General features: G+C 59.0%; 22 protein-coding genes. 4 read left to right on the forward strand and 18 right to left on the reverse strand.

Features of this window, described 5'->3' with window-relative positions; genetic code table 11:
• Positions 1-5 precede the first annotated feature (5 nt).
• Complete coding sequence (locus CKROP_RS06620) at positions 6-1,112, forward strand: hypothetical protein (protein WP_012731967.1); 1,107 nt, start codon at positions 6-8, stop codon at positions 1,110-1,112.
• Here the strand turns inward: CKROP_RS06620 and CKROP_RS06625 are convergent.
• Positions 1,102-2,025, reverse strand: a complete 924-nt coding sequence (locus tag CKROP_RS06625; protein WP_012731968.1) for a 3-hydroxybutyryl-CoA dehydrogenase — start codon at positions 2,023-2,025, stop codon at positions 1,102-1,104. The two genes, CKROP_RS06620 and CKROP_RS06625, sit on opposite strands and share 11 nt — an antisense overlap.
• Before the next feature lie 188 nt (positions 2,026-2,213).
• Entirely contained in the window at positions 2,214-3,092 is an 879-nt protein-coding gene (locus CKROP_RS06630) for a hypothetical protein (RefSeq protein WP_012731969.1), read from the reverse strand.
• Between the two features lie 209 nt (positions 3,093-3,301).
• On the opposite strand from CKROP_RS06630, the gene CKROP_RS11880 reads away from it, so the two are divergent.
• On the forward strand, positions 3,302-4,252 hold the full coding sequence (locus CKROP_RS11880) for an HNH endonuclease family protein (protein WP_338078387.1): 951 nt from the start codon (positions 3,302-3,304) through the stop codon (positions 4,250-4,252).
• 27 nt (positions 4,253-4,279) lie between these two features.
• On the opposite strand, the gene lepA is transcribed toward CKROP_RS11880, so the two are convergent.
• Positions 4,280-6,127, reverse strand: a complete 1,848-nt coding sequence (gene lepA / locus CKROP_RS06640) for a translation elongation factor 4 (protein ID WP_012731971.1) — start codon at positions 6,125-6,127, stop codon at positions 4,280-4,282.
• Positions 6,128-6,218: 91 nt separating this feature from the next.
• Here lepA and CKROP_RS06645 point away from each other — a divergent pair, with 91 nt between their 5' ends.
• A complete protein-coding gene (locus CKROP_RS06645) occupies positions 6,219-6,920 on the forward strand; it encodes a type II toxin-antitoxin system PemK/MazF family toxin (RefSeq protein WP_012731972.1) in 702 nt (233 codons plus the stop codon).
• Positions 6,921-7,180: 260 nt separating this feature from the next.
• Positions 7,181-7,444, forward strand: a complete 264-nt coding sequence (gene rpsT, locus CKROP_RS06650) for a 30S ribosomal protein S20 (protein ID WP_012731973.1) — start codon at positions 7,181-7,183, stop codon at positions 7,442-7,444.
• A 158-nt stretch (positions 7,445-7,602) separates the two neighbouring features.
• Here rpsT and holA read toward each other — a convergent pair whose 3' ends face one another.
• The 15 genes from holA to CKROP_RS06725 form a co-directional block, all read right to left on the reverse strand.
• Positions 7,603-8,613, reverse strand: a complete 1,011-nt coding sequence (gene holA, locus CKROP_RS06655) for a DNA polymerase III subunit delta (protein WP_041629440.1) — start codon at positions 8,611-8,613, stop codon at positions 7,603-7,605.
• Positions 8,614-8,651: 38 nt separating this feature from the next.
• Positions 8,652-11,279 carry a ComEC/Rec2 family competence protein gene (locus CKROP_RS10735; protein ID WP_052292380.1) on the reverse strand — a complete coding sequence of 876 codons (2,628 nt, stop codon included), beginning with the start codon at positions 11,277-11,279 and terminating at the stop codon, positions 8,652-8,654.
• Positions 11,263-11,754 (reverse strand): ComEA family DNA-binding protein, encoded by a 492-nt coding sequence (locus tag CKROP_RS06665; protein WP_081429424.1) that lies wholly within the window; start codon positions 11,752-11,754, stop codon positions 11,263-11,265. Before CKROP_RS06665 ends, CKROP_RS10735 begins: the two co-directional genes overlap by 17 nt.
• Entirely contained in the window at positions 11,712-12,311 is a 600-nt protein-coding gene (locus tag CKROP_RS06670) for a hypothetical protein (RefSeq protein ID WP_148209658.1), read from the reverse strand. Before CKROP_RS06670 ends, CKROP_RS06665 begins: the two co-directional genes overlap by 43 nt.
• A gap of 141 nt (positions 12,312-12,452) precedes the next feature.
• Positions 12,453-13,397: a DegV family protein gene (locus tag CKROP_RS06675; protein ID WP_012731979.1), complete on the reverse strand. Its 945-nt coding sequence runs from the start codon at positions 13,395-13,397 to the stop codon at positions 12,453-12,455.
• Positions 13,394-14,194 (reverse strand): histidine phosphatase family protein, encoded by an 801-nt coding sequence (locus CKROP_RS06680; protein WP_012731980.1) that lies wholly within the window; start codon positions 14,192-14,194, stop codon positions 13,394-13,396. Before CKROP_RS06680 ends, CKROP_RS06675 begins: the two co-directional genes overlap by 4 nt.
• Before the next feature lie 9 nt (positions 14,195-14,203).
• Positions 14,204-14,671, reverse strand: a complete 468-nt coding sequence (rsfS, locus tag CKROP_RS06685) for a ribosome silencing factor (RefSeq protein ID WP_012731981.1) — start codon at positions 14,669-14,671, stop codon at positions 14,204-14,206.
• A gap of 97 nt (positions 14,672-14,768) precedes the next feature.
• Positions 14,769-15,404, reverse strand: coding sequence for a nicotinate-nucleotide adenylyltransferase (gene nadD / locus CKROP_RS06690; RefSeq protein ID WP_012731982.1), 636 nt, complete (start codon positions 15,402-15,404; stop codon positions 14,769-14,771).
• Positions 15,405-15,417: 13 nt separating this feature from the next.
• Complete coding sequence (locus tag CKROP_RS06695) at positions 15,418-16,749, reverse strand: glutamate-5-semialdehyde dehydrogenase (RefSeq protein ID WP_052292381.1); 1,332 nt, start codon at positions 16,747-16,749, stop codon at positions 15,418-15,420.
• 100 nt (positions 16,750-16,849) lie between these two features.
• Positions 16,850-18,256 (reverse strand): glutamate 5-kinase, encoded by a 1,407-nt coding sequence (gene proB, locus CKROP_RS06700; protein ID WP_012731984.1) that lies wholly within the window; start codon positions 18,254-18,256, stop codon positions 16,850-16,852.
• Between the two features lie 234 nt (positions 18,257-18,490).
• Complete coding sequence (obgE, locus tag CKROP_RS06705; RefSeq protein WP_012731985.1) at positions 18,491-20,032, reverse strand: GTPase ObgE; 1,542 nt, start codon at positions 20,030-20,032, stop codon at positions 18,491-18,493.
• A 56-nt stretch (positions 20,033-20,088) separates the two neighbouring features.
• Positions 20,089-21,483 carry an amino acid permease gene (locus CKROP_RS06710; protein ID WP_202795517.1) on the reverse strand — a complete coding sequence of 465 codons (1,395 nt, stop codon included), beginning with the start codon at positions 21,481-21,483 and terminating at the stop codon, positions 20,089-20,091.
• 212 nt (positions 21,484-21,695) lie between these two features.
• Positions 21,696-21,971, reverse strand: a complete 276-nt coding sequence (gene rpmA, locus CKROP_RS06715) for a 50S ribosomal protein L27 (protein ID WP_012731987.1) — start codon at positions 21,969-21,971, stop codon at positions 21,696-21,698.
• Positions 21,972-22,045: 74 nt separating this feature from the next.
• Positions 22,046-22,348 carry a 50S ribosomal protein L21 gene (gene rplU, locus CKROP_RS06720; RefSeq protein WP_012731988.1) on the reverse strand — a complete coding sequence of 101 codons (303 nt, stop codon included), beginning with the start codon at positions 22,346-22,348 and terminating at the stop codon, positions 22,046-22,048.
• Between the two features lie 253 nt (positions 22,349-22,601).
• Entirely contained in the window at positions 22,602-26,378 is a 3,777-nt protein-coding gene (locus tag CKROP_RS06725; protein WP_012731989.1) for a translation initiation factor IF-2 N-terminal domain-containing protein, read from the reverse strand.
• Positions 26,379-26,421 lie beyond the last annotated feature (43 nt).

Here is a 26,421-nt window from a genome sequence, read left to right on the forward strand (position 1 = left end):
CCGGCATGAAAGCTAAGTATCATTCTGATCCTGAGGGGGACGATTCCATCACGAATACCAATGAGCATTACAACTTTTATGAGCAGCTCAACCTGGATCCGTCGCTAGCGCCGGAAGAGCTTGTCGACATTTGCACGTCCCGACTGCGTGAGCTGGAGGACAACGGTGTTCCTGAAACCGATGCGCGCGTGCAAGAGCTGTTAGCTGCTCGGACGATTTTCCACAATGACCGGGCGAAAGCCACCTACGACGATGCGCTGCAGCGGACTGATATCCCGGCGATGACTGTTCCGGCGCTGCGTCATCTTGCCCGTACAGGCACATTGCCGGACGAGTATGCCAGCCCATCGGCTTCCGGCACTCACGGTGATGAGGTCGGCGCACACTGGGGTGAGGGTAACGCGACTGCTGGCCAATCCTCGGAGGAAGGCCTGGACGAGCAGGCTGGTTCTGAGACCGATGCCCAGTCCTCCACCACGTCACTATCGCCATTTAACGCTGCTCCGACGCCGATCAAGATCAGTGTGACGTTGATCGGTCTGATGGGAATCATTGCGGTAATTGCCGTCGTGTGGTCCCGGTTCTCTGATGATGTTCGCGTCATTCAGTACAACCCCATGACTGGCGCTGTGATGTATAACCACCCAACGTTCACAGTCAACGAATCATGGGCAATGCTGACGATGGGGGCCGGCATTCTTATTCCCGCCCTCCTTGTGCCCCAGCTTCGACGCTTCATGCGCGTGCCCGTGCTTGCTTACGCTGTCACGGGTCTGATGCTCTCGGCGTTTCCGTATAAGTCCGTCGTCGTTGGTGAGGGCGACAAAATCGTGACCATCATTACCGCTCTGGCATCGGCAGCACTGATCGCGCTGGCCATGATGATGACCACTCGTACCCGCACAACAACCGACGCATCGGAGCAGGATGGTTTCACTACCCCGGATTCCGATGGCTCGGCTTTCGAAGCCGAGGCATCCGGTGCTGAATCCGCAGCGAACACTAAAACTGTAGCCGCTACTGAGGCCACAGCGGGTTCGCAAACTGCGAGCGACGCAGACGCCGCCGGCCAGCACACCTCTGGTACTACCGGCAAGCAGACTAACGAATAGGTTTGCCTTTCTCGTCGTACGTGTAAAAGCCACGGCCGGTCTTCTTTCCTAACCGACCGGCTTGAACCATCCGACGCAGCAGGGGCGGGCAGGCGTACGTCGGGTCGCCATATTCGTCGACCATAACGTCGGCAATCGATGCCACAGTGTCCAGCCCCACCATGTCGGAGAGCGCGATGGGCCCCATGGGATGTGCTGCACCATTGCGCATCCCAGCGTCGATGTCTTCCTTGGTCGCCACGCCATTTTCCAGCATGCGGATCGCAGAAAGCAGGTAGGGCACCAACAAGAAGTTGACGATAAACCCGGAGCGATCCTTCGCCTTGATCACCGTTTTCTTCAGCACCTCGCTGGCCCACTTTTCGGCCCGATCAGAAACGGCATCCGTCGTATCCAAGGTTCGAACGTGCTCAACCAGCGGAAGAACCGGGACAGGATTGAAGAAGTGCAGCCCCATCACGCGACCTGGGTTCGACGTTGCCGACGCAATCTGCTGAATGGGCAACGACGAGGTGTTAGAACACAAAGGCGCATCGGGATCCGAAACGATCTTGTCGAGCTTCCCAAAAATATCTGCTTTGACCTCGGGGTTTTCAACGATCGCTTCGCAGACCAGTTGGCGATCCGCAAACTCCTCCAAATCAGTGGTGATGCGGATACGCCCGAGCGCGGCGTCCTTGTCTTCCTCGGATAGCTTGCCTCGTGATACACCGCGCTCGAGGGACTTGGTGATCCTCTCGAGCCCTTTGTCGGCGAACTCCTGGGTAGCTTCCCACGCTACGACGTCGGAACCATGACGGGCAGCAACTTCAATAATGCCTGACCCCATTTGACCAGCACCGACGACACCTACACGCAACGCCGAAATGTCGACCGAGTCCGATGACTTATCGTTGTGCTTCTGATCTGCCATGAGTATGTTGTCCCCTCTTTTGCTCTTAGCCGCTGTGTTCAGCGTCTTATTCGTGGTTTCGCTTATTGGCGGTTTCCCTCATGGTAAAAACCTCACTGGCTTTTCGTCGGAAAACACGAAAGAAAATGGCAGTAGTATCCGCCCGGTGCCCATCCTCGTACCAGTCCCCCGCGCCAGCATGAGGGCGTTTACCAGGTCTTATATTGCTTATCGTTGACGAAAAAGCCGTGTCCTTCAGCGCTGGTACACGTCATTCCACGTGCCTTCGATGTGCATGTGTAGGTGGTTGCGTAGTTCCCCTGTACTGGAATTGTTTTCGATTGACCATAAGGCAGCACAGGTCCTGTCCGTGGGAACTCTCCCTGCAAGAGCCAGTGGCATGGTTCCGCGTCGGGGCCTCGACGGAAGCCAATCATGGTGTCATTTCTGGCCTCGACGCCCAGATATGGGCACCGGTTTTCGTCGCCCCACCGGGGGTGCTGATGGACATCGCAGCCATCGTCATCCATCCCGCGGAACTGGCACACGATGTTGCCACTAGGACTCTGAAATACCGTCCGCCCCGATGCCGTCGTAGTTGTGGCACCACCTGCTGCACCACTCCCGGTCCTGGGAGTTGTCGTCCCGTTCTGGGCGGTTCGCGGCGTTACTGCACGGTTCCCCTGGGTACCACCGCGTTGTTGCTGAGCAGTTCCATTCGTCGCACCCCGCTGCGTGCCACCATGACGGCTGGTCGTCGTCGAATTGAGACTGGGATGTGGGTTATCTTGCGGTGCCCCAGTCGCTGGCTGCGGTGCACGCGAGTTCGAGGTGGAATGGGCCTGCGACTGGGTCGCCGACGCTGCCGATGTGTGATCATGGGAAGAATTCGCAACGTCATCGCTGCTGCTACACCCAGCTAAGCCACCACCGACCATAATCCCGACGGCCACTGCGATGCTCGCGCCACGTCGTGCGTTCTGCATGATCCGTCGACAACCGGCACGTCCAAAAAGGCCACGAGACTGGGCCACCTCGGGGGTGCCCGTTAACTCGGGTTGGGGACGTCGACCATGGGGAGCATTCATATCACCGACAATACGTGACAACGCCGGGATAGGACACCCCCATTTCGCGGCACGAGATAGGTATGAGGTAGGAAGGAAAACTCACTACAGAGGCCATCGCGACAAGCGCGACCACTATGAAAGACGACCCCGGGAATCGCGTCTCCATAGTTTTCCCACGTCATCCCTATCCGAACTCGAGTTCGAATTTTGTGTGTATGATGTCCTTCATGCGAACGACGCGAGCACATTGTTCCAGCCATCATGGGCCATTGTTTTCCCACTATTCACTCTCAGCACTGGTGGGCATTTTTCTGAGCCTCGGCCTTGTTATGCCCCTTTCAGGCTGCGGAGACATCGCTACACAGGGCAACAATGGTTCATCTTCGGCGAGCTCTCCGGCTAACAATGATGCCGCTTCCGCGAACGATGGCACTGGACCAAACGACAATGGCTCAGCCGACGATGGCTCGTCACCCGCCGATTCTCCTGATCAAGGCGCTAATGAACCACCCGCCACGGATGCTGCTTTCCCCGGCTCCCCACGTGCTGAACACATCGGCCAGCTGAGCAAACAAGAAAGCACCGATGCACTCACCGCGCTGAATGTCCCCTTCCCCACCGGCGACATTCACGCACTCCTCGCAGCGCTGCCTGAATCACCGCGTCGTGGTGGCGCAGAGCGATACCAACGTAAGAATTTCGGCCCGGCATGGGCGGATGTCGATCGCAACGGCTGTGACACCCGCAATGACATCCTCCACCGGGACCTCACGGACATCACGACGAAACCGCCACAGGGATGCGTCGTTCTTACCGGAGAATTACATGACCCCTACACGGGCAACACCATCGATTTCCACCGTGGGAAGAAAACCTCGCAGGCGGTACAAATCGACCACGTTGTCGCGTTATCCAATGCATGGGCAAGTGGCGCCTATGCGCTGCCGTATGCCGCGCGCACTGCACTCGCCAACGATCCGCTCAACTTGCTCGCCGTGGACGGCCCTACCAACAACGCCAAATCCGACAAGGACGCCGCCGAGTGGATGCCGCCGAACACCGCCTACCGGTGCGGATACGCCGACCGACAAGTTCGCGTGAAGTCGAAATACCATCTACGGGTCACGCGGCAGGAGAAGGAAGCGCTCACCGCCGTGCTTAATCAGTGCGCGGCGTAACACCCCCGCAGAGCCCCCCGGCGCGACCTACTTCTTCCCCTCGTCGGTCGACAAGGCCGCAACGAACGCTTCCTGAGGAACCGACACAGAACCGATGCTCTTCATGCGTTTCTTACCGGCCTTCTGCTTCTCCAGGAGCTTCCGCTTACGAGAAATGTCGCCACCGTAGCACTTGGCCAACACGTCCTTGCGGACGGCCCGGACATTCTCGCGGGCGATAATTTTCGACCCGATCGCAGCCTGAATCGGCACCTCAAACTGCTGACGAGGAATCAGCTCCTTGAGCTTCGTCGTCATCTTATTGCCGTACCACTGCGCATTGTCCCGGTGCACGATGGCAGAAAACGCATCCACCGGATCGCCCTGCAAAAGAATGTCGACTTTCACGAGGTCAGCAATCTGCTCGCCCGCGTCCTCATAGTTCAAGGACGCATAGCCCTTCGTGCGGGACTTCAACATGTCGAAGAAGTCGAAGATGATCTCCCCCAGCGGCATGGTGTACCGCAGCTCCACGCGGTCCTCTGACAGATAATCCATGCCGCCCATCTGACCGCGCTTCGACTGGCACAGTTCCATCGTCGGACCCAAGAACTCCGCGGGAACGATCACCGTCATCTTCACGATGGGTTCGTAAATCTCCCGCGGCTTTCCATCAGGCCAATCCGAAGGATTACGCACCTTGGTCTCTTCGCCCGCCTCTGTCACCACGCGGTACACCACCGACGGGGCCGTCGAAATCAAATCCAAATTGAACTCACGCTCCAGCCGAGCACGAGTAATTTCCATGTGGAGCAAGCCCAAGAAACCGCACCGGAAACCGAAACCCAGCGCCACGGACGACTCCGGTTCGTAGGTTAACGCGGCGTCGTTGAGCTGCAGTTTCTCCAAGGCGTCGCGCAAATCCGGATACTGATCCGCCGAAATGGGGAACAACCCCGAATACACCATCGGCTTCGGCTCTTCATAGCCTTTCAACGGTTCCGTGGCAGGATCATTCACCACAGTCACGGTGTCACCCACCTTCGACTGGCGCACGTCCTTCACACCCGTGATGAGGTACCCCACTTCGCCGACACCCAAACCGTCGGTCTTCTTCGGCTGCGGAGAAACAACGCCGATCTCCAGCGTTTCGTGCGTGGCCCCCGTCGACATCATCTGAATCTTCTCGCGGGCCTTCAGCCGACCATCCATCACGCGGACATAGGTCACGACGCCGCGATAGGTGTCGTACACCGAATCGAAAATCAGCGCGCGAGCAGGCGCATCCGCATTCCCCGTCGGCGCAGGAACAACATCGCACAACTTGTCTAACAGTTCGGGGACGCCGTCGCCGGTCTTCGCCGAGACGCGCAAGACTTCTTCCGGCTCACACCCAATGATCAAGGCCAGCTCGTCGGCAAACTTGTCCGGGTCCGCGGCGGGAAGATCAATTTTGTTCAACACCGGAATAATTTCCAGGTCATTCTCCATCGCGAGATACAGATTCGCGAGAGTCTGCGCCTCAATGCCCTGAGCAGCGTCGACAAGAAGAATAGCCCCCTCACACGCCTCCAGGGCACGCGAGACTTCATACGTGAAGTCGACGTGACCGGGAGTGTCGATGAGATGCAGCACGATCTGCTCACCCGCATGATCCCCAGTTTTGGGGACCCACGGCAGGCGCACATTCTGGGCCTTAATCGTGATGCCCCGTTCGCGCTCAATATCCATGTTGTCCAGATACTGGTCGCGCATGTCACGATCGCCGACCACCCCGGTGAGCTGCAGAATTCGATCCGCCAAGGTCGATTTCCCGTGGTCGATGTGTGCGATGATGCAGAAGTTCCGGATACGCTCCGAGTCGGTGAACGTTGTTTCCGCGTAGTTGGTGGCCATAAAAGAGCTGTGATCCTCTCCGTCAGTACTCGGTGATCACAGTACTAGACGTTGGATTGCACCACTTTTCACACCGAATTATTGTGGGGACATGTTCGTACCGCGAGGAAATTCGGGCCCATTTTCATACGACTCTGAGCCCGAACGCCACACGCAGCGGTCTTCCCTGATCCGTCACATCACCGGCTTTCTTGCCCACAAGCGGGCAACCACGAGTGACGACGACTTCGAACTCCCTGACGCGGCCGGGAGGTCGCACTCACCACGCCGATCTCGTCGCGTTCCGACGTCATTCTCGCGGCCATTCCACCACGAAGGTGCCCTGGATCAAGGCCTTGCTTCACTGCAGCAAGGGCTAGGTATGACGGACTCCAGCGTTTCGACGTTTAATAACGAGGATGAGCCGGTTCTCGCACGGCCCACTGGTGCCTGCGCCTCTACGCTGATTTATGCGCCCGATATGGATGGGCAGGCCGATCCTGGCGAGGTCGTCTGGGTTCATTCCCCGAATAAGCAATCGGACGGCCGGGAACGAGCAATCGTTATTCTTGGCCACCACGAGCGATACATTCGCGGACTTCTCATTTCGACGAATGACGAGCACTCGACCGATAACAACTGGCTGGAGATCGGCGCCGGGGGCTGGGATATGCAAGGCCGCCCCGCATGGGTTCGGTTAGACAAGATCATCGAGGTTCCTGACCACATGATTCGTCGGAAAGGGACAGTGTTGCCACGGCGGCGGTTTGAACGCATCGCCAGCCGGCTGCGGACGGACTACAACTGGCGTTAGCGGCACGCCGGGTTGGCAGCGCTGATATTGGACGCAATTCTTGAAGCACTGTAAAGTGTCCTGGAGTTCTACCACGTATGTGGACGATGAGCCGGAACAAGCAGGACCTTGGGTTTGTTCTTGAAGGTCGCTCATTCACGGGCCGATGCCTTTATATCGCCCTCCACATGCTCTTCATATGAGAAATGACATGAAGAGTTGTGGTAGATCGCGTCGTGCGCACCCAGTGCATGACAAGCGTAGAGAAAGAGGTAATTCCCGTGGCAAACATTAAGTCCAAGAAGAAGCGCATCAAGACAAACGAAAAGGCTCGTCAGCGCAACAAGGCCATCCGTTCGCGCTTGCACACCGAGAACCGCAAGTTCCGTGAGCTGGTCGCTGCTGGTGACAAGGCTGGTGCCGAGGCTCAGCTTCGTCTGGCTTCCCGCGAGTATGACAAAGCCGTCACTAAGGGCACTCTTCACCGCAACAACGCTGCGAACAAGAAGTCTGCGATGGCCAAGTTGTTCAACTCGATGGACTAGTTTTCCGACGAGTCCGCTGGTTCGTGTGGGCAGCAAGACCGTGTGATCTGTTGGTCACCCGTCTTTAGGCCCGCTGACCGGGGTGTTCCCCGCTCCGCCTGGAGCGGGGTTTTTCATTGCGTCCCCGGCTATTTCATCCGCGGTCATCTCATCCGTGGCTATTTCATCCGCGCCAGCTCCGCCAGACGCCGCACACCTAGTTCAACGGCACTGTCTTGGTCGCCCGCAGCACCTTTAATCCCCGCTTCCATCTGTGCGGCAACCTGCACGGCCTCGGCGATTGCAGCTTGCGACCATCTCTGAGCTATCGGCGCTGTCCTTTTCAGTTTCCACGGTGGCATTCCCAACCGCGAGGCATCACGATAGGGATCAATACGCCGGTTGCCACTGAGCCGAGCGACCTCGCTGATCCCCCGGCACACCGCCGTCGAGATCGCCATGTGAGCCACTCCCAACTGGAGAGCCCGACGTACTTTTGCCACCGACTGGTCCACGTTGCCGGCGATAACGTCGTCGGCAATAGAAAAACTGCTAACTTCCGCGGTGCCGGTGTAGTACCGTCGCACGGCCTCGAGGTCGACGTTCCCGTCGTTATCGGCGACCAGCTGGCTCACGGCCGACGCTAATTCGCGCACATTGGAACCGACACTCTCGATGAGGGCAGAGACGACGTCCGGGCTCACGCGCACGCGGAATCGACGGAATTCTGACTGCACAAAAGTGGGCAATTCACGGACCGGAATCGCGTCAGCCCGGTGTTCTTCCCCCAGCTTGAGAAGCTTGGACAACATGGCCTTCGTCCGGCCTTCACCCGAATGTTGAATGATCAGGGTGATGCCCGGCGCGGGGTCTTTCGCAGCAGCAAGCACGAGCGATGCCGGCTCTTTACCTGCATCATTCATGTTTGTAATGACGACGATGCGATCTTCACCGAAGAGGCTGGGACTCAGGAGCTCGGTGAGCTCGGGGGCCGTAATGTCTCCTGCTCGGACTGTGGTGACGGTGAGTTCATCGCCGGTGGGCGAGTTCTCACGGACACGTTTGACGATGGCATGGCGGTGACGATCCGCGAGGAAATCTTCAGTTCCGACGATGATGTGGACGGGTGCGGGCGCACCGGATCCCTCCGCAGGGTCGAATGTGGTGCGTGACCTCCGTGATGGTGCCATGCCCGTCAGTCTACTGACCACCGAGGACACAACGTGCCTCACGGGCAGAACCTCCATGAACAGGTTTGTCCGTTGCTGCGTAGGACGACAATGCCTTCGTCGACAAGCGTGGTGACCGGTGTTCCATTGGCCAGTTGGGTCGGGCGAAAAGACTGATTACCCGTGCCCGAATGTGACGAGGGCGATGGTGACGTCGGCTTGGTGATGATGAACCACCGTGCAGACGACGACTCTGGATCGATCTGTTTTTTATCGCCGACGAATGCGATGGATTCCCTCTCCACGCGGCGTGAAGCGTCGTCGGCAACAAGGTTCCGGGAAGAAAGCTTCAGTTCACGGGCGCAATCTTTGATTCTTCGCTGGAGGCGTGAGGCCACATCATCAGGGGATGAGGGTGCTTGCTTGTCGACGGTGGCCAGGGCGTAGTGACTGTCTGGCCACATCACCACCGAGATGGCGGGCGAAAATGGACATACTGCGGCGGTCCACTGAGCCGGAGGGAATGAAGCGGACCTCACGAGGTGAGTCATGGCCCGCAGGTGGTCGAAGGCGTCGCGGGGTGGGCGCAACACGTACTCCGATGCTTGATTGCTCGATCCACCGGCCGTCGGTCCCACTCCCTCGGAGAACTCTCCGGATCGGTCGCGCTCCCCCGCAGTCCCACCGCCAGTTGCTGCTAGACACGTCGATATGGCGACCACAACAACTCCGACGCTCCCCAGTGCTTTGCCCCACCAGCTTGTGATCCGTCGGCTCGTCATCCCCCAGCTCGTCGTCCACGGTTGGAGCCGACGTTGCGCGGAACCGGTTCTCGGCCCAGGGGCCGCGGAAAACATCCGTCGGATAAAACCACCTGACCACAACGTCGACAAGAAAAAGTAGGAACCGACAACGGCAGTAATAACAATGATTGCTGAACGTGGTGATCCGACGACCAATTGGGCGGCCTCACACTTGGCTATTGCGTGCCCAACCCAGCGAATCCACCACAAAACCGGTGTGCATGCAGCCATGCCTACCGACGCCAGCCAAGTGGCTCCGTGGCAGAACGATTCGCTGAGCCATTGAACAATGTCACAGACCGTTCCCGCACGTGCTCCCACGGGATGAGCCACAACGCTGAGCGCACACAGAACGAGCGCGATAGTCCCGATAACCGTGACGGGCGCGACAACAAAGCCAACTAAGGAATTAGCCACGATCGACAGAGCAGAAGTCCGGCCAATAACGAGCAAGATAATCGGCTGAGTGACCACATCTGCAGCTACGCATACGGCGCATCCGGTGATGACAGCCCGAGCACGTCGCGATACCTCACCGGACTTCCCGCACGCAGTCAATACACGCACCACCACCTTTTCAAGGGCATCGGACAAAGGTGGCGCAAGACAGATAATGCCGACCGTCGCAGCGCACGATAAAGCAAATCCCAAGGACACAGCCATATCCGGGTTCCACACTACGAGACCGATAATCCCCGCACACAAGGCAGGCAACGCTTGCCGACGCCTCCCCGCCATCGTGGCAAGAAGCCCCACCGTCCCCGCGACAGCCGCCCGCAACACGGACGCGTCCAATCCGATGAGAAGGACAAATCCCACCAATGAGCATCCGGCGCATAGATAACGAACACGTGGACGCTCGGTGGACACGATCGCGGCAACCACTCCAAGAACGATCGCCACATTCGCCCCGGACACCGCGGACAGGTGGCTCAGGCCAGAGGTGACAAAAGCTGCTTTATCGTCATCGGATTGTAACGACGTATCACCAATCACCATCCCCTGAGCCAAACCCTGCAGATCCTCGGGCACATAGCGACGTGAGGCCTCAAGGAACTCCCGATGGACTGCGGACATCGCATGGCACACCACTTTCCATAGCCGGCCGACACCCCACCCCATCGGCGACGATGGAGGTGCCTGCACGACGTGCAACCCCTGGCCTGACCCACTGTGTCCCGCAGATGACAGCGTTATTGGTGCAGTGCCCGGCTGGAAAGCCTCTTTGACCGACACGAGGCCTTCAAGGCGCTGACCAGGGTTAACTGCGCGAAGCTCAGCCCCGCCTGAGACAAAAATATCCGACGGCATTCCCTTGAAGGACACCGATACGCCATATCGCTCCTGCCCCGGCGCGAAGGGAGCTTCCGGGAGCCGACGTGAGTAGGACGTCGCGGTGCAGTCCATGGATGGGTCGATGAGCAGATGGCCGCCCTGCTTATGGGCTAACCAATGGCTCGACGAGCGACGGATGGCATAGAGCGATCTGACCCCTCCGATGATGGCGCCGACAGCCACCGTGAGAAGCTGCAGCACCCATGAGGGACGCACACTGCCCGCGATCCCCCCGCCGTAACTAGGTCGACGACGATTCATGTACCAGCGTGCAGAGATCACCGTCGCTGCTGCTAGTGCAGCACACACCGCCACAGCGGATACAGGGTGACCAAGCCACCAGCCAATAAAGCCCCCATCACCGTGAAAACTGACCGTTTCTGGCGTCCCCCATCTGAACCACACCACGACACCACTCGCTGCCCATACACCGGCAGCGCAGGGCAGTAACCGGCCATCCAGCGGAACTCGTTCTTTTATTCCTTCACGGTTGGAGCGTGAGGAATGGCTGTCACCCACAACAGACGGGTCGTCAGATCGTGACGGCATCGCGCATCGCGGCCAGTTTTGCGGGGCCTATCCCTTTAACTTCCGCCAATTGGTCGATACTCCGGAACGGCCCGTTCTGCTCGCGGTAGGCAATGATTGCCGACGCCGTTTTGGGCCCCACACCAGGTATGGCGGTCAGCTCAGCCTCACCGGCCGTATTGATATTCGTCCCGCCACCCGACTTCGCTGGCGGTCCCTGGCCCGGCGCGGATCCACCACCCGGGCCTCCCGCCGGAGCCCCCGGTTGCGATCCAGCGTTCCCGGGTGGTTCACCGCCGATAATGGTGCCCTCTTTTCCTTCTTCTCCGACGCATATTTGTTGCCCATCGAGTAGCTTTTGCGCACGATTAAGCCCGTCCCACCTGCTACGATCGGTCAACCCACCGGCCGCGTTGATGGCGTCGTCAACGCGGGCTTGGGCGTCCAGAGAGACTAAGCCGGGATGAACGACATTGCAGACGACCGCGACCGTAATCGGCTGCGATGCCGCCTCGTGACCGCCATGCGATCCCTCCTGAGCCCCGGCGTCTTTTTATCCGCTGACACACTTCGTGAACCCTGGTCCGACGATTCTGCTTCGGATTTCTCTCTGGCCTCCCCGCGGTGGGTCTCTGCATCGGCCGACACTACCTGCGCCGCTTTAGACACGGGACGCTGACTATTGTCCTCCCCCATCAACGCGAACCCGATCACGGTGGACACCACGAGTACAGCAAGGACCACTATCCCGACGCACGCCCGTGGCGACATCTCCTGGAGAAGCCGGATACCGCGCCGGGCATGTCCATCACGGGAGAAATCATAAAGGGCAACGTTGCTGTCACCCTCGGCGCGTTCGGCATCGAACATCCTGATTCGATCGCGACCTAGGCTGTTCCCCGGACTCTGCGGGGCAGGTAAAGGCGAGGTGTTCTGTGGTCTCGACCGTGGCACGAACTCGCCAGGAAGATAGCCATCCGGACTACGCTCAAGCACATCGGTCTCATTGGCGACGTCCGCCCGCATCATCCCCACACTGCCCCTGCTACTCATGAGCCGGAGAGTAGAGAACTCGGCCCATCATCGTTGGGTACATCAGCCATCAGGACGGCCATGTTGTGGATAAACAAAGTTATCCACAGATATGGACAGTGCCCGCTATTGCCCCGCTAGCCCAGATTGCAGCAGTGCCCACTACGACTCAGCAGCGTCGCGCGTATTGATCACCGAGACCGCAATCGCGCCGGCACCGGTATGCACCGCCAAAGCCGGGGAGAGTTCAGTCTGCGTCAGCACCACGTCCGCAGGCGGGGGCTCTTCTATCCCCCATCGTTTACCCAGGTCAAGGAACGCATTATCCGCTTCCAACGCCTTCTTCAGCCCCGCGCCAACAAGGCGTGCACGGTCATCGGCACCCGAGTGATGAATGCAGATACGCACCGGTTCCAGATCAGCATCCGAACTGCGGGAAACAGTCGAGCCAGCGTCCGCACCGGAATCCCCACTGGAGTCATCCTCATCGTCGGCACTGGTGGTCACGGTTGCAGCATCAACCACCATGTTGACAAGTCGCGTAAAGGCTTTCGCTTGCGTCCGCGTCCGGGCAACAACACCAAAACTGCCATCGTGCAGGGAAAACAGCGACTTCACGGGCAGCGCAGATGACATCAACGATGACATCGTGCTCATCCGCCCCGAACGTCGCAAACCGTCGGTACGCTCAAGGTAGAGGAACAATTGCGAATGGCCAGTGATCATCGACGCACGTCTCGCGCATTCCTCCAGGTCCTCACCATCCTTCGCCGCACGAGCAGCGGCCATGGCAGCTTCCCCCACCGGCATCCCGATCGAATCGGTTTCAATAACGCGGACTTTTCCTTCAAACACCGCGGAGGCTGCCACCGCCGCTGACCAGGTACTACTGAGCTTTTGTCCAAGATGAACAGCGACAACACCGTCGTCATCAGACCGTTCCATCTCCCGGCCATAAGCTGCGGCTAGTTCCAACGCCGTCAGTCCCGACGTCGAACTCGCGTCGTCGGAAGACACGACGTGCAGCGGGAGGACGGTAATCCCCCATTCCCGCGCGCTCTCGACGGGCAAGCACGATGAGGAATCAGTGACGACGCGGACAGTCACTGCAGCCCCTCGATCGACGTCCTGGTATAGGTCACGCCGACGCCCTCACTACCTGGTTGAGCAGGCGCAAAGGGAATACCCAGCGCGGACGCATTCCAGGCGTCCAGATGCCACTGCGCATCGTCGATAGTCGATTCAGAGAACGTCGCCACCGGGGTCGTATCCAACGCTGGATCCGCCGGTCGGTCACCGGAATTGTCGACGGTCGAGTGGTCGTAGTGGAAACGTGGGCGCGCCGTCAGCTGAGCCCAACTCGTATTCCCCAACCCCGAAAATGACGAGTAGTTGTCCGTCGGCAATCCCAATAATGAGCAGGTCAAGCCGGCGATCGTTCCTCCGTGGGCCACGCACACGACCGTGCCGCCTTCCCACTCGGGGAACGAGTGCATGAGCTCATCAACAAGGCTGCGGGCACGGGCAGCGACCTCAAGACGGGTCTCACCACCCGGCGGGGCCCAATGAGGGTTATGCCGCCACATCGCGCGCTGACCAGGGTGAGCAGCATCAATCTCCTCATGCGAACGGGCCTGCCACGCCCCCAAATGGGTCTCACGCAAGCGCTCATCGAGCACGGGGGTGAGCCCATGAGGGGCCGCAATCAGCCCTGCAGTTTCCGCTGCTCGCGACAGGTCAGAGGTCACCACTCGTCGGATATCCCACCGACTGAGTTCGCCAGCCGTCCGCTGGGCTTGCTGTCGCCCCAGATCGCTGAGGTGCGTATCCATCTGGCCCTGCATGCGGCCAGTGGCGTTGTAATCCGTCTGGCCGTGTCGAAGAAGAATAAGGCGGCGAGCCATCGGTACTACCTAGATTTCGTCCGCGTCGGGTTCACGGCCGGCCAGTGGTATGTCATCAATCACATCGGCCCGGTGCGCCGCGTCGCTGGTATCAGAGAACCCACCGCGCTGGGATGGTTCGATGCCTTCGATCTCGATCACGGGGCAGTCTTTCCACAGGCTATCGAGCCCATAAAAATCGCGCTCCGGCTCGCGCTGGACATGTACCACAATGTCGTTGTAATCCAACAGCACCCAGCGCGCTTCACGGCTGCCCTCGCGTCGGACCGGCTTGTGGCCCGCTTCGGCGAGTTTGTCTTCGATTTCGTCGGCAATAGACATGACATGGCGTTCGTTATCGCCACTACATACGACGAAACAGTCGGTGATCACCAGCTGGCCTGACACGTCCAAGACAACGATGTCCGACGCTATTTTGTCCGATGCGGCACGTGCGGCAATCTGCGCCATGCTCACTGATTCTTCTGATGCAGCCATAAAATCCTTCGTTATTGTTTTCGTTATTGTTGTTCAGTCTTGTCGGCGGGGAAGCAAAGTCTCATTGTGACACGGGACCCCGCTTACCGCCTAAGGCCTACCACATACTCGACGCCCCGACTTGTCCCGAGGGCAGGTACAGCTTTTCCTTCGCAATGTATTGCACCACACCATCGGGCACGAGATACCAAATAGGCCGATTCGCCCTTGCACGCGCGCGAATATTCGTCGACGAAATCGCCATAGCCGGCACCTCCACCATCGTGACACTATCCCCCAACGGGCCTAGCTCGGTTTTCTCCAACGAATACCCGGGCCGCGTGACGGCGACGAACGTCGCCAATGACATCATCTCGGTGCAATCGCGCCACGTTGCCATCCTCGCCACAGCGTCGGCACCGGTGATGAAGAACAATTCGGCGTGTGGGTATCGCTCGTGCAAATCATGGAGCGTATCGACGGTATATGTGGGGCCGCCGCGGTCGATATCCACCCTCGACACACTAAACCGAGGATTCGACGCCGTCGCAATCGTGGTCATGAGATAGCGGTCTTCGGCCGGCGTCACGGTGCGGTTCTTCTTCTGCCACGGCTGCCCCGTCGGAACGAACAGTACGCGATCCAAAGAAAAAAGATCCGCGACCTCGGAGGCGGCCACCAAGTGCCCATGATGAATGGGATCAAAGGTGCCGCCCATAATTCCAAGGCGCGGATAGTTCGTTGACGTCTGCATCACAGAATAAACTCTACGGGCGAGTGTGTCCCTCTCCGTAAATGACCCACTTCGTGGAGGTCAATTCCGGCAACCCCATGGGGCCACGCGCGTGCAGTTTCTGCGTCGAAATGCCGATTTCTGCACCGAAGCCGAACTGCTCACCATCGGTGTACGCCGTCGATGCGTTGACGTACACAGCCGCGGCGTCCACAGCAGCTTCAAATTCCTTCGCCGCCGACCAGTCCTGTGTGGCAATAGCCTCCGAGTGGCTCGTCGAATAGGTGCGGATCCAGTCAACGGCGTCCTGCTCGTCGGGAACAATCGCTGCGGCGATATCCATGGACAAGTACTCCGACGTCCAGTCCTTCTCCTCGGCTTCCACCACATTGTCGACGCCCAGGTCACGCAGTTCCTGACGTCCGTGGATGGTCACGCCCGCGTCCTGGAGGGCCTTGAGCACAGCGACTTTGTCCTCATCGGGCAGGCGCCCGTCGAGAAGAGCCGTTTCGGTCGCGTTGCACACAGAGCAGCGTCGGGTCTTGCCATTGATCACCATCGCGATGGCGTCGGCAAGGTCGGCGTCTTTGTGCACGTAGAAGTGGCAATTTCCGGTGCCCGTTTCGATTGTTGGCACCGTTGCGCCGGTGACGACGGCGTTGATCAGGCCGGCACCGCCGCGGGGGATCACGATGTCCACCAGGCCACGAGCCGTAATCAGATCCTGGACGCTGTCGTGCGTGGTGCAGGGCAAAAGCTGCACGGCGTCCTCGGGCACGTCCTGGTCCGCGCAGGCCTGCCGGAGTACATCGACCAGCGCGCTATTGGAATGAACGGCGGACTTTGATCCGCGAAGCAGCGCAACATTCCCCGACTTCAGCGCCAAGCCGAAGGCATCAACTGTCACGTTCGGACGGGCCTCATAAACCATGCCCATCACGCCGAGCGGGACGCGCACCTGCTTGAGCTCCAAACCATTCGGCAAGGTCGAGCCGCGAACGATATCGCCCACGGGGTCGGGCAGCGCAGCCACCTGGCGCAGGCCATCGGCGATTCCCTCGATGCGATCCTCGTCGAGAACCAGACGGTCGATGAGGGCCTCGGACATCCCCCGCTCACGGCCAGCTGCAACATCTTTGTCATTCGCCTCAATAATTGCCGACGCTGACTTCACTAATGCATCAGCGGCGTGATGGAGCAGCTCATTCTTTTGAACAGTTGTTAAACGAAGCGTTTGGGCAACGTCATGCGCACGCTGAGCCTTATCGAGGACCTCAGCGCGCTCCTGTGCGCGCTCGTCTTCGAGCTTTGTGTTCTGGTCGGTCGTCTTGGGGTCGGTCTGGGGATTCTGGCTAGGTGTTGTCATGAAGCCTTTCCTCATTGTGGTTGTCAATCACGGCGCAGTAATCAACGTGTATCAATCGCCGCCGTGATGTCCTCACGATGCTTTTAACCTACTGCCCCACCTAGGCGCGGGAAGCGAAATTCGACAAATAATCGCGGTGTACCACGGGACGGTGGAGGTATTCGGGCAGCTCCTCCGAGGAACGCCCAATCATGTCCGCCAATGTCGAGGAGTCGTAATTAACCTCGCCACGGCCAATGACCTGCCCCTTCGGGCCCACAATATCGACGATGTCACCCGCGGTGAAGTCCCCATCGGCACGACGAATACCAACAGCAAGAAGCGACGAGTGCTTTTCCGTCACGGCTTTCATCGCGCCGGCATCAAGGCGCAACGTGCCGCTGGCGTCGGCGGCATACAGCGCCCAGAATTTCCATGCTGACAAGCGCTCTTCGCGTGGCCAGAACGCCGTTCCGACGTCCGCATCATTCAGCGCCGGGCCGATGTTAGCCGTGGAGGTTAACAGCACCGGAACGCCAGCGCGCGAGGCCAACCGAGCAGCCGAAAGCTTTGAGGCCATGCCACCTGTCCCCAGTTTGCCGCCATCACCGGCGGCGACTTCCTTCAAATCGTTGCCGCTCTTGACCTCAGGGACAAAGCGCGCCCCCGGCGAGGACGGGTTGCGGTCGTACAAACCATCCACATCGGACAGCAACACCAACGCATCCGCAGAGACCAGGTGTGCGACCAGCGCGGCCAGGCGGTCGTTGTCGCCGAAGCGCATTTCCGAGGTCGCCACTGCATCGTTCTCGTTAACAATGGGAACGACGTGCATCCGGCGAAGGCGATCAATCGTGCGCTGTGCGTTGCGAGCACGGTCACGACGCCCCGCGTCGGACTGTGTTAACAAAACCTGAGCGATGGGCCTGCCGTAGCGGGCGAACGTCCGCCCCCACTCTTGCGCCAACAGCACCTGGCCGACGGCGGCAGCTGCCTGTTTCGTCGCTAAGTCGGTGGGTTTCGTCGGCAAGTTCAGTGGTTTCATGCCGCAGGCCACCGCGCCCGATGACACAACAATCACGTCACTGCCACGGGCCATGCGAGCCTCGAGCGCATCGCAAATGCGGTCCATGGCCTCCGGGTACACGGCCCCGTTGTAATCCGTCAACGAGGAGGACCCAATCTTGACGACGATTTTCTTAGCGTCGGCGATACGCTCACGAACGGTGGATTCGTGGCCAGCGGCACGATCATCTATGCCCTGGTCGGGGTCCGGGAATTGGAATTCTTTGGCTGGAACAACCGGGCCTGGCATATGTACGTGCACATCGTCACGCATGGGTACTCCCTCAGGGGCAGGTGCGTCTGACTGGAAGTTCGAAGGGAGTTCGGCGCCGGGCTGGTGACCCGACACTTCCTGGTCAGACGGTTGTGGATGGTCGGGTGCGACGTCGCTATCGGCGTTCGTGTGATCTGTCGGGTGATTAGTCGTTTGTTCAGGGGTCAGTGTCTGGGTAGAAGAAGGCATCGATCCTGATACATCAGATTGAGAACAGAAAAGTGATGAAGAGATGAGGGCATACGTCCTCTGCCGCTCATCAAGCACGCTATCCAGTATTAGCAAGAAAAGGAGGAACTGTCATATTCCATCCGACCGTTTTCGACGGTCTGCAGTGTCTTTTTCCTTGCATTTTGGCGGAAGATGTTGAGCGCGTCACAGCGCGCGCGGATCGGCCAATTCCCTTCCTCTACTCTTCGGTGTTTAGCCTTCCCATCGCTCGCGTGACGCTTCTTGTCCCAGGTCGTATTCATCAATAAGTCCACGACGAACCTGCGACGCCCGCTTACGCTCTTCCGCGGTACCACGATGGTTCTGTGACAAGCGCGCATCCGAACCACGACTATCCGGTGTGCGGTCGATACCCGCCGAGGTTGTCGGCTCCCACTCAAACGTGATGTCGCCAATAGTCACATCGCAGCCTGGCTCGGCGCCAGCATCAAAGAGAGCATCCTCCACACCGATTCGGGCCAGGCGATCAGCCAAGTACCCCACCGCTTCATCGTTCTCGAAGTCGGTCTGACGAATCCAGCGGTCGAGTTTCTTACCTTCGACGATAAAGCCGCCGAGCTCATTGTCCGTGCCATTATCCGTGTGAACGACGAAATCCTCACCGGCGTTTTTCGCTGCGCTCTTGCGGCCCAGTTTTCCTCGACGCTTGTCAACAGGCTCGGGCCGAAGAACCGCCACGGGCTCCTCGTCGACCGGATGCTCAGACCGATACTTCTTCACGATCTCCCATAAACCGAAACGAAGCTCGTCCAAGCCCTCGTGGGCGACCGACGAAATCGTGAAAATGGGCCACCCGAACTGTTCGAGAGACTCCTTCTCCAGCTCAGCCATATCACGTGCGTCAGGAACATCCATCTTCGTCAGAACAATGACACGCGGACGCTCACGCAAATCCCCCAGCCCCGTGTCATGATCCAACGCTGTTTGATACGCAGCTAACTCTTCTTCCAGCGCACGAATGTCATCGACCGGGTTGCGGTCAGCTTCCAGAGCCGCCGGATCAACCACATGGGCGATCACCGCACATCGTTCAATATGGCGCAGGAAATCCAACCCCAGGCCACGCCCTTCAGAAGCACCGGGGATCAAACCGGGGACATCCGCGATCGTGAAAGCGTCATTATCCACCATGACGACCCCGAGATTCGGCGTCAGCGTCGTGAAGGGATAATCCGCAATCTTCGGCTTCGCAGCCGAGAGCACGCTGATCAGTGACGACTTCCCCGCCGAGGGGTAGCCCACCAGTCCAACGTCGGCAATGGACTTGAGTTCAAGGACGACGTCTTTTTCTTCACCTGGCTCGCCGAGGAGGGCAAAACCCGGCGCCCGGCGCGCCTTTGAAACAAGGGCAGCGTTCCCCAGTCCCCCGTAGCCGCCCTCTGCGATGGTGAACCGCGTGCCGACGCCCATCAAATCCGCGACCACGGTGCCGTCGGGTTCCGTAACGACGGTGCCATCGGGAACGGGGAGGACCAGGTCTTCGCCCCGAGCTCCATTGCGGTTGTCACCAGCCCCATTGCCGCCACGGGTTGCCTTGATATGCGGGTGGAAGTGGAAGTCGACGAGCGTGTGAACCTGGTTGCTGACCTCCAGAATAACGTCACCGCCGTGGCCGCCATTGCCCCCATCGGGGCCGCCCAGGGGGACGAATTTCTCGCGGTGAATGGATGCGCACCCATGGCCGCCATCGCCAGCGCGGACATGCAGCACAACGCGGTCAACAAACTGAGGCATGAATTCCAATCCTTCCGTGAAACGGCTCGGGTGAGCCGGATCAAGCGCTGCCGATCTTACATCTGATGATGCCGGCTAATGTCGACATCGTCGAGGGGAACCATATGGGAGCGGGTGGAGAGCTTGTGCCCCACCCACAACGCAATGAACAGCGGTAGGCCGATATATGAGGACAGAATGGTAGAGAAACTAGACCAATCAAAGAGGGCTTGGTAATTCTGCCCGATAATCACCACTGCGCACATCACCAGCGCAACAATCGGCCCAGCGGGGAACCAGCGAGCACGATAGGGCAGATCAGCGGGGTCATTCCCTTGAGCGATATAGGCGCGTCGGAAACGATAATGGCTCCACGCAATCGACATCCACGCTAAGAAACCGGCTAGACCCGACGCGTTAACCAGCCACTCGTATGCTGCGCCCTCCCCAATCAACGAGGTGAGGAAACACAGCAATCCCACCGCCGTGGTGGCAAAGAGTGCCGGCCGGGGCACACCACGTTTCGATGTTTTTGCGAAGATGCGCGGTGCGACCCCATCCTTCGCCATCGCATACAGCATTCGTGTCGACGCGTACAGGCCGGAGTTTCCCGCCGACAAAATCGAGGTCAAGATGACCGCGTTCATGATGGTCGCAGCGGCAAGAACACCCGCATTTTGGAACACCAAGGTGAAGGGTGAAACCGAAATATTGTCGACGTCGGACCGAAGGAGGTTGGGGTTGGTGTACGGGATGAGGAACCCAATGACCGCAATCGCGCCGATGTAGAAAAGCATGATTCGGATGAACACGCTGCGGATAGCGCGGGGAATGTCTTTATCCGGGTTTCGTGATTCACCGGCCGCGACCCCGACGAGCTCCGTGCCTTGGAATGAGAATCCGGCGATCATGAAGACGTTGAGGATGCCTAGGAATCCGGCTTTGAATGGTGCTTCGCCGTGGGTCCAGTTGGAGAATCCTGGGGATTTTCCACCAAAGATCCCGGCGATCATGAGCACGCCTATGCCCAGGAATACGATCACCGCAACAACTTTGATGAGCGCGAACCAGAATTCGCCTTCCCCATATCCCTTGACGGAGGCGATATTCAGCGAAAAGAGGAGCGCGAGGAATATCGCGGACCACACCCAACCCGGCGTCGAGGGAAACCAAAATTTCATGACCAGGGCTGCCGCTACTAGCTCTGCCGCTACAGTGATCGCCCAGTTGAACCAGTAGTTCCAGCCTGTGGCGAAACCGAAGGACGGAGACACGTAGGTGCGGGCATAGTGCGCGAAGGCCCCCGACACCGGTGAATATGTCGCCATTTCCCCCAGTGACTGCATCAGCAGGAACACCATGAGGCCGATAGCACCGTAGGCGACGAGGGCACCGCCGGGGCCGGCGTCGGCAATGGTGGCACCCGAAGCGACGAAGAGCCCGGTACCGATGGCGCCGCCGATGGCGATCATGTTCATGTGCCGCGATTCCAACCCGCGATCCAGAGATTCGCTGTGAGGGGTTGTGGTGCTAGTCCGGCTGTGGTGGCTCACGAGTTCTCCCTCAACATCGTTGGGGTTGGGGTGGGGTGGGAATGCTTGGCATACCTGCCAGGTCATTATTCCACATATAAAAAGAACTCCCCCGGGCGATAAGACGCCGGAGGAGCTGCGGAGACGGCGAACTAGGCCTTGGCGGGCTCAGCTTCGACGTTCTCGACGATATTGACGGTGCGACGGTTACGCTTGCGAGCGAACTGAACTGCACCTGCTTTCAGGGCGAAGAGAGTGTCGTCGCCACCACGGCCGACGTTTTCGCCGGGGTGGAATGAGGTACCACGCTGGCGAACAAGAATCTCGCCCGCCTTGACCTGCTGGCCACCGAAGCGCTTCACGCCGAGGCGCTTTGACTCTGAATCGCGACCGTTGTTTGAGCTGGCCGCACCTTTCTTGTGTGCCATTGGTTGATTTCCCTCCTTGGAAAAACTCGGGCACGTGGCAGCTGTGGGTGATGAACCCGCAGCGGCCGCGAGACTTACTTGATGCCGGTGATCTTCACAACGGTCAACGGCTGGCGATGCCCGTGGCGACGCTTGTATCCGGTCTTGTTCCTGTAATGCATGTTGCGGATCTTCGGGCCCTTGGTGTGCTCGACGATCTCGGCGTTCACTGCCACTGAGGACAGATCATCACCTGAGGTGATTGAGGCACCGTCGACGAGCAAAACCGGGGAGAGAGCCACGGACGAACCCGGCTCACCCTCGATCTTCTCGACCTTGACGAGGTCACCTTCAGCAACCTTGTACTGCTTTCCGCCGGTCTTGACGATCGCGTACATAAGAGGGCTACCCCTTTTTATTTTTCGCTCGGCTCAGGGCTAATCACCCTGACTGGACTATTAACGTGTTCGCGGCATGAGACATGAACGGTTGCCCGGGCGCATTCATGAGCACACACGGGCCTAGACAGTCGGCCTGCGAACAGCGACTGCTCAAGACTACCCGGTCACCGATGGATAACAAAACCGTCTATATCATTGTTACCAGTGTGAAACGAATCGACGTTTTTTCCCGGGCGCCTGAAACTACCGATCACTTCTTCGTGGAGGCTCTCCGCCGCGCACGACGTCGGCCATTCTTGCGGGCGGATGACCCACTGTGAGAGTCGTTTTCCCGCTTGTCGGCGTGCTCTGACCGGTTTTCGGCCGATGACTTATCCGACTGTTTCTGGTCTGACGCGTTGGACGAACCACGTCCCGTTTTACCGGTTTTACCGTCTGAATAGTTTTCCTTCTCCGGCGGTACATCGGACCGGGAGTTTCCACGAGTAGCTCGCCGACGCCGTGGCGACCGGTCGAACTGTCGTTGTGCCTCCTCATACGTCTCCTCGTGCTGGGACGAGGTGTCTGCTGAGGAGGATTTCTTCCCTCGGGACCGTGACGATGAGTCTCCTGAATCCTTCGAGCGAGATTTGGTTCGGGACGCATCCTTAGTCTGGTGCTCGTCCTTGGCGTGAGAGTCGTCCTCATTGCGGGACTTCGATTGCGACGACGATGCTGCCTTCTTCGCCTGCGACGCACTCCGGCGGGTCGCGTGACGACGACCACGCTGCTTCTTACCGCGTGTGGTCTTGTCGCCGCTCCCCTTGTCCGCGTCAGCGTCAGGATGGTGAGCAGTTTCCTCGTCACGCTTCGTCGCGTTTTCCGGCGGGTTTGTCTTCGCACCATCGGACTCTGTGTGGTCCGCCTTTACCTGCTCCTCATGCTGAGAACGCGATGAGCGTGTTGTTTTACGACGCCGCCGGCGACGAGGACGCCCATCCTTGTCACCAGAAGATCCATTATCGCCAGCCGAAGCATTATCTGCGTCGTCGCCACCACTCCGAGAGTCTTGCGCAGCTGGGAGATAATCAGCGCCACTGGGCTCATCGGGATCTTCATCGTCGGCAAGAATTACTGCAGCTGCAGCGATTTCCTCGATGGAGCGCCGACGCGTGGTCGCCTCCTCAGAGTCGCCCTGTTTTTCAGAATGACCCTGCTTCCCAGAACCGCCCTTCCCAGCATGGTCCTTCTTAGAACGGCCGCCTCCAGAGCGACCACCCTTAGAGCGGTCGTTCTTGGAATCGCCTGACGTGGAATCACTCGACGTATCGTCCGCGTGATCGTCGGTGTCGTCGTCAAACGAGTACTCGGGCAGGTCATTGTCGACATTGTCCTGAAGTGCCGCGCTATCGTCGTCCGATTCATCATCATCCGTGCTGCTCAACAGGATGGGATCGTCGTGGACAATGAACCCACGGCCATGACACTCACTACATGGCGTCGAGAAGGTTTCAACCAAGCCTTTGCCCAGCCGCTTGCGGGTGATCTGCACGAGACCCAGGGACGTCACTTCACCCAGCTGATGGCGGGTTCGGTCCTTGGCCAGGGCTTCACTGAGCCGGCGGAGCACCAGTTCCTGGTTTTCTTCCAGCACCATATCGATGAAGTCAACGACGATCATGCCGCCGATATCACGCAACCGCATCTGACGGACGATCTCGTCGGCGGCTTCGAGGTTGTTGCGGGTCACGGTTTCTTCGAGGCTGCCACTCGAGCCGGTGAAACGGCCGGTGTTGACGTCAATGACCGTCATGGCCTCGGTCTTCTCAATGACAAGCGTGCCTCCGGACGGAAGGAACACCACGCGGTCCAGCGCTTGTTTCAGTTGCTTATCAATCCCCCAGTGGCCGAACGCGTCCTGCCCATCATGGTCCTGACGCTCGTACTTCGACAATTTCTCTTCCAGGTCCGGCGCAATCCGGTGGATGTACGACGACACCATCGACCACGAGCGGCCCCCGTCGACAATAAGCTCATCGAAGTCCTCATTGAAGAGGTCACGCACAACCTTGACCAGCAGGTTTGGCTCTTCATGCAGTGTTTGTGGGCCGTCAAAGTGCGGCTTCGATCCCTTCTTGCCGCCCTTCGAATTCTTCTTCCCGGAACCTTTCCCAGAGGAAGCCTGCGAGCCCGGCAAAGTACGGAGCTCGTCAGCCTTCTCAAGGATCGTGTCCCACACATTCTGCTGCCGACGAACATCACGAGCGATGTCCTCGGTATCGACGCCCTCCGCGGCCGTGCGGATAATCGCACCACCCTCATCAGGCAAAATGCCGGAAACCGCTTTCTTCAAACGCTTCCGCTCAGGCTCCGGCAGCTTACGCGATACCCCGTGCGCACGCCCCTCGGGCACGTACACCAGGTACCGACCGGCCAGCGAAATGTGGCTGGTGAGCCGCGGCCCCTTGTGCCCGACGGAATCCTTCGTGACCTGAACCAAAATCGGATCGCCCGGCTTGAGCGCTTTTTCAATCTTCCGCTGGCGACCAGTGTGCCGAGTGTGCCGCCAATCAATGTCTCCGGAGTAGATCACACCGTTGCGGTCGGTTCCGATATCGACAAACGCAGCTTCCATGCTGGCCAAGACGTTTTGGACACGCCCCAAGTAAATATTGCCGACGAGGGTACGCGTGCGTTCCGACGTCACGAAGTGCTCGACCAGCTGATCGTCTTCCATGATGGCGACTTGCGTGACTTTTCCGGAGCCGTCGGATCGCACTGAATCGCGAACGATCATCCGGCGGTGAACGGCATCCCGGCGCGCCTGGAACTCAGCCGTGCTGATGGTCTGGTGTTTGTCGCGCTTGTTTTCTTCGCGACGCTTCCGCGCAGCCGCAGCACGTGTAGAGCCCTTGATCTTGGTGGGCTCATCGGACTTCGGCGACTCCTGTTTCCCCTCGCCGGAGCCATCACCGTTGCCCGAGGAGTTGTTGCCCGAGGAACGCCCCTTCTTGTTCTTGTCCTTACGTTTGTTGGAGTCGTGCTTGTTTGAGTCGTGCTTGGTGTCTTTCTTGTCCCCCGATTTGCCCTTATCGCTGCTCTTCTTCGACCGCTTCGACGACGAACCACGCTCATCGTCCGAGGTGTCGTCCTCATTGTGGTCTTTGGAGTTTCGAGATTTCGGCGACTCGTCGACGTTCTTCTTGCCCCGGCCACGGCGACCCCGGCGGCGTCGATATGACGGTGAGTCGTCATTATCCTCATTGTCGACGTCCGATGTCTCCTCTGTGTCCTCTGACGATTCACCATCGGACGTGGAAGAATCACCTGAATTGTCGCGGGATTCCGTCGACTCCGTGGCGACCGGCGTGGGCGCCATGAAAATCGGAGTCGGAATGGAAATATGATTCGTTTCCTGGTCCTCAGCGGTGTCGGAGCTCTCAGTTTCTAGCTCTTCGGCGTCTCGCGTCTCAGTCTCAGTCTTTTCCGCCTCGGACTTATCGACGTTGGCTTCCCCAGCATCAGCGTCCTCTGCCTCGGACTTATCTTCCTCAGGTGTCTCCGCTTCAGGGGTAACCTTCTCAACCTCGGCCTTGCCGACGTCGGCACGCTCAGCCTTATCCGACTCAGTCTTATCCGCCTGCCCCTTATCGGTATCAGCGTTCTGAGAGTCGGCATCACGCGCGTGATCGGAGCCGTCTTTCTCTGCAGCTTGTACTCGGTCGCGGAATTCGGCCACTTGTTCACGAGTGACGGTCGATTGCGCACTGCGGACGGTGATTCCGACGGCACCGAGGAGGGCAATAACTTCTTTGCTCGTGTGCCCGATGAGTTTCGCTAACTGATGAACGCGTGTTTTCGCGGCGAGGTCACGCTCGTCGAGGGAAGAGATAACTGCTTTTGTCCCAGCAGATAGGGCACTTAATTCGGTCACCATCTCGGCGTGGGCCGCTCGGGACGCCCGAGCATTCCTCGACTTCGATTGTGATGATGTGTTTGTCGTTCGTTTTGCCGAACGTCGACGGGGTGTACGGCTTGTGTCAGCCACAATTCTCCTTTAGCAGCACCGCAGTGGTCGCGCCCCAGATAGT

The sequence above is a fragment of the Corynebacterium kroppenstedtii DSM 44385 genome, assembly GCF_000023145.1.
Taxonomy (GTDB): Bacteria; Actinomycetota; Actinomycetes; order Mycobacteriales; family Mycobacteriaceae; genus Corynebacterium; species Corynebacterium kroppenstedtii.

Coding starts and splice junctions, on each gene's coding strand:
- CKROP_RS06710 (WP_202795517.1), bottom strand. CDS start 21,483: ATGATCGCCATCGGCGGCGCCATCGGTACCGGGCTCTTCGTCGCTTCG.
- CKROP_RS06620 (WP_012731967.1), top strand. CDS start 6: ATGAAAGCTAAGTATCATTCTGATCCTGAGGGGGACGATTCCATCACG.
- rsfS (WP_012731981.1), bottom strand. CDS start 14,671: ATGGCTGCATCAGAAGAATCAGTGAGCATGGCGCAGATTGCCGCACGT.
- lepA (WP_012731971.1), bottom strand. CDS start 6,127: ATGGCCACCAACTACGCGGAAACAACGTTCACCGACTCGGAGCGTATC.
- rpmA (WP_012731987.1), bottom strand. CDS start 21,971: ATGGCACACAAGAAAGGTGCGGCCAGCTCAAACAACGGTCGCGATTCA.
- CKROP_RS06695 (WP_052292381.1), bottom strand. CDS start 16,749: ATGACAACACCTAGCCAGAATCCCCAGACCGACCCCAAGACGACCGAC.
- rplU (WP_012731988.1), bottom strand. CDS start 22,348: ATGTACGCGATCGTCAAGACCGGCGGAAAGCAGTACAAGGTTGCTGAA.
- CKROP_RS06645 (WP_012731972.1), top strand. CDS start 6,219: ATGTTCGTACCGCGAGGAAATTCGGGCCCATTTTCATACGACTCTGAG.
- CKROP_RS11880 (WP_338078387.1), top strand. CDS start 3,302: ATGCGAACGACGCGAGCACATTGTTCCAGCCATCATGGGCCATTGTTT.
- CKROP_RS06670 (WP_148209658.1), bottom strand. CDS start 12,311: ATGAGTAGCAGGGGCAGTGTGGGGATGATGCGGGCGGACGTCGCCAAT.
- proB (WP_012731984.1), bottom strand. CDS start 18,256: ATGCCTTCTTCTACCCAGACACTGACCCCTGAACAAACGACTAATCAC.
- CKROP_RS06680 (WP_012731980.1), bottom strand. CDS start 14,194: ATGGCTCGCCGCCTTATTCTTCTTCGACACGGCCAGACGGATTACAAC.
- nadD (WP_012731982.1), bottom strand. CDS start 15,404: ATGCAGACGTCAACGAACTATCCGCGCCTTGGAATTATGGGCGGCACC.
- holA (WP_041629440.1), bottom strand. CDS start 8,613: ATGGCACCATCACGGAGGTCACGCACCACATTCGACCCTGCGGAGGGA.
- CKROP_RS10735 (WP_052292380.1), bottom strand. CDS start 11,279: ATGCCGTCACGATCTGACGACCCGTCTGTTGTGGGTGACAGCCATTCC.
- CKROP_RS06630 (WP_012731969.1), bottom strand. CDS start 3,092: ATGAATGCTCCCCATGGTCGACGTCCCCAACCCGAGTTAACGGGCACC.
- obgE (WP_012731985.1), bottom strand. CDS start 20,032: ATGCCTCAGTTTGTTGACCGCGTTGTGCTGCATGTCCGCGCTGGCGAT.
- CKROP_RS06625 (WP_012731968.1), bottom strand. CDS start 2,025: ATGGCAGATCAGAAGCACAACGATAAGTCATCGGACTCGGTCGACATT.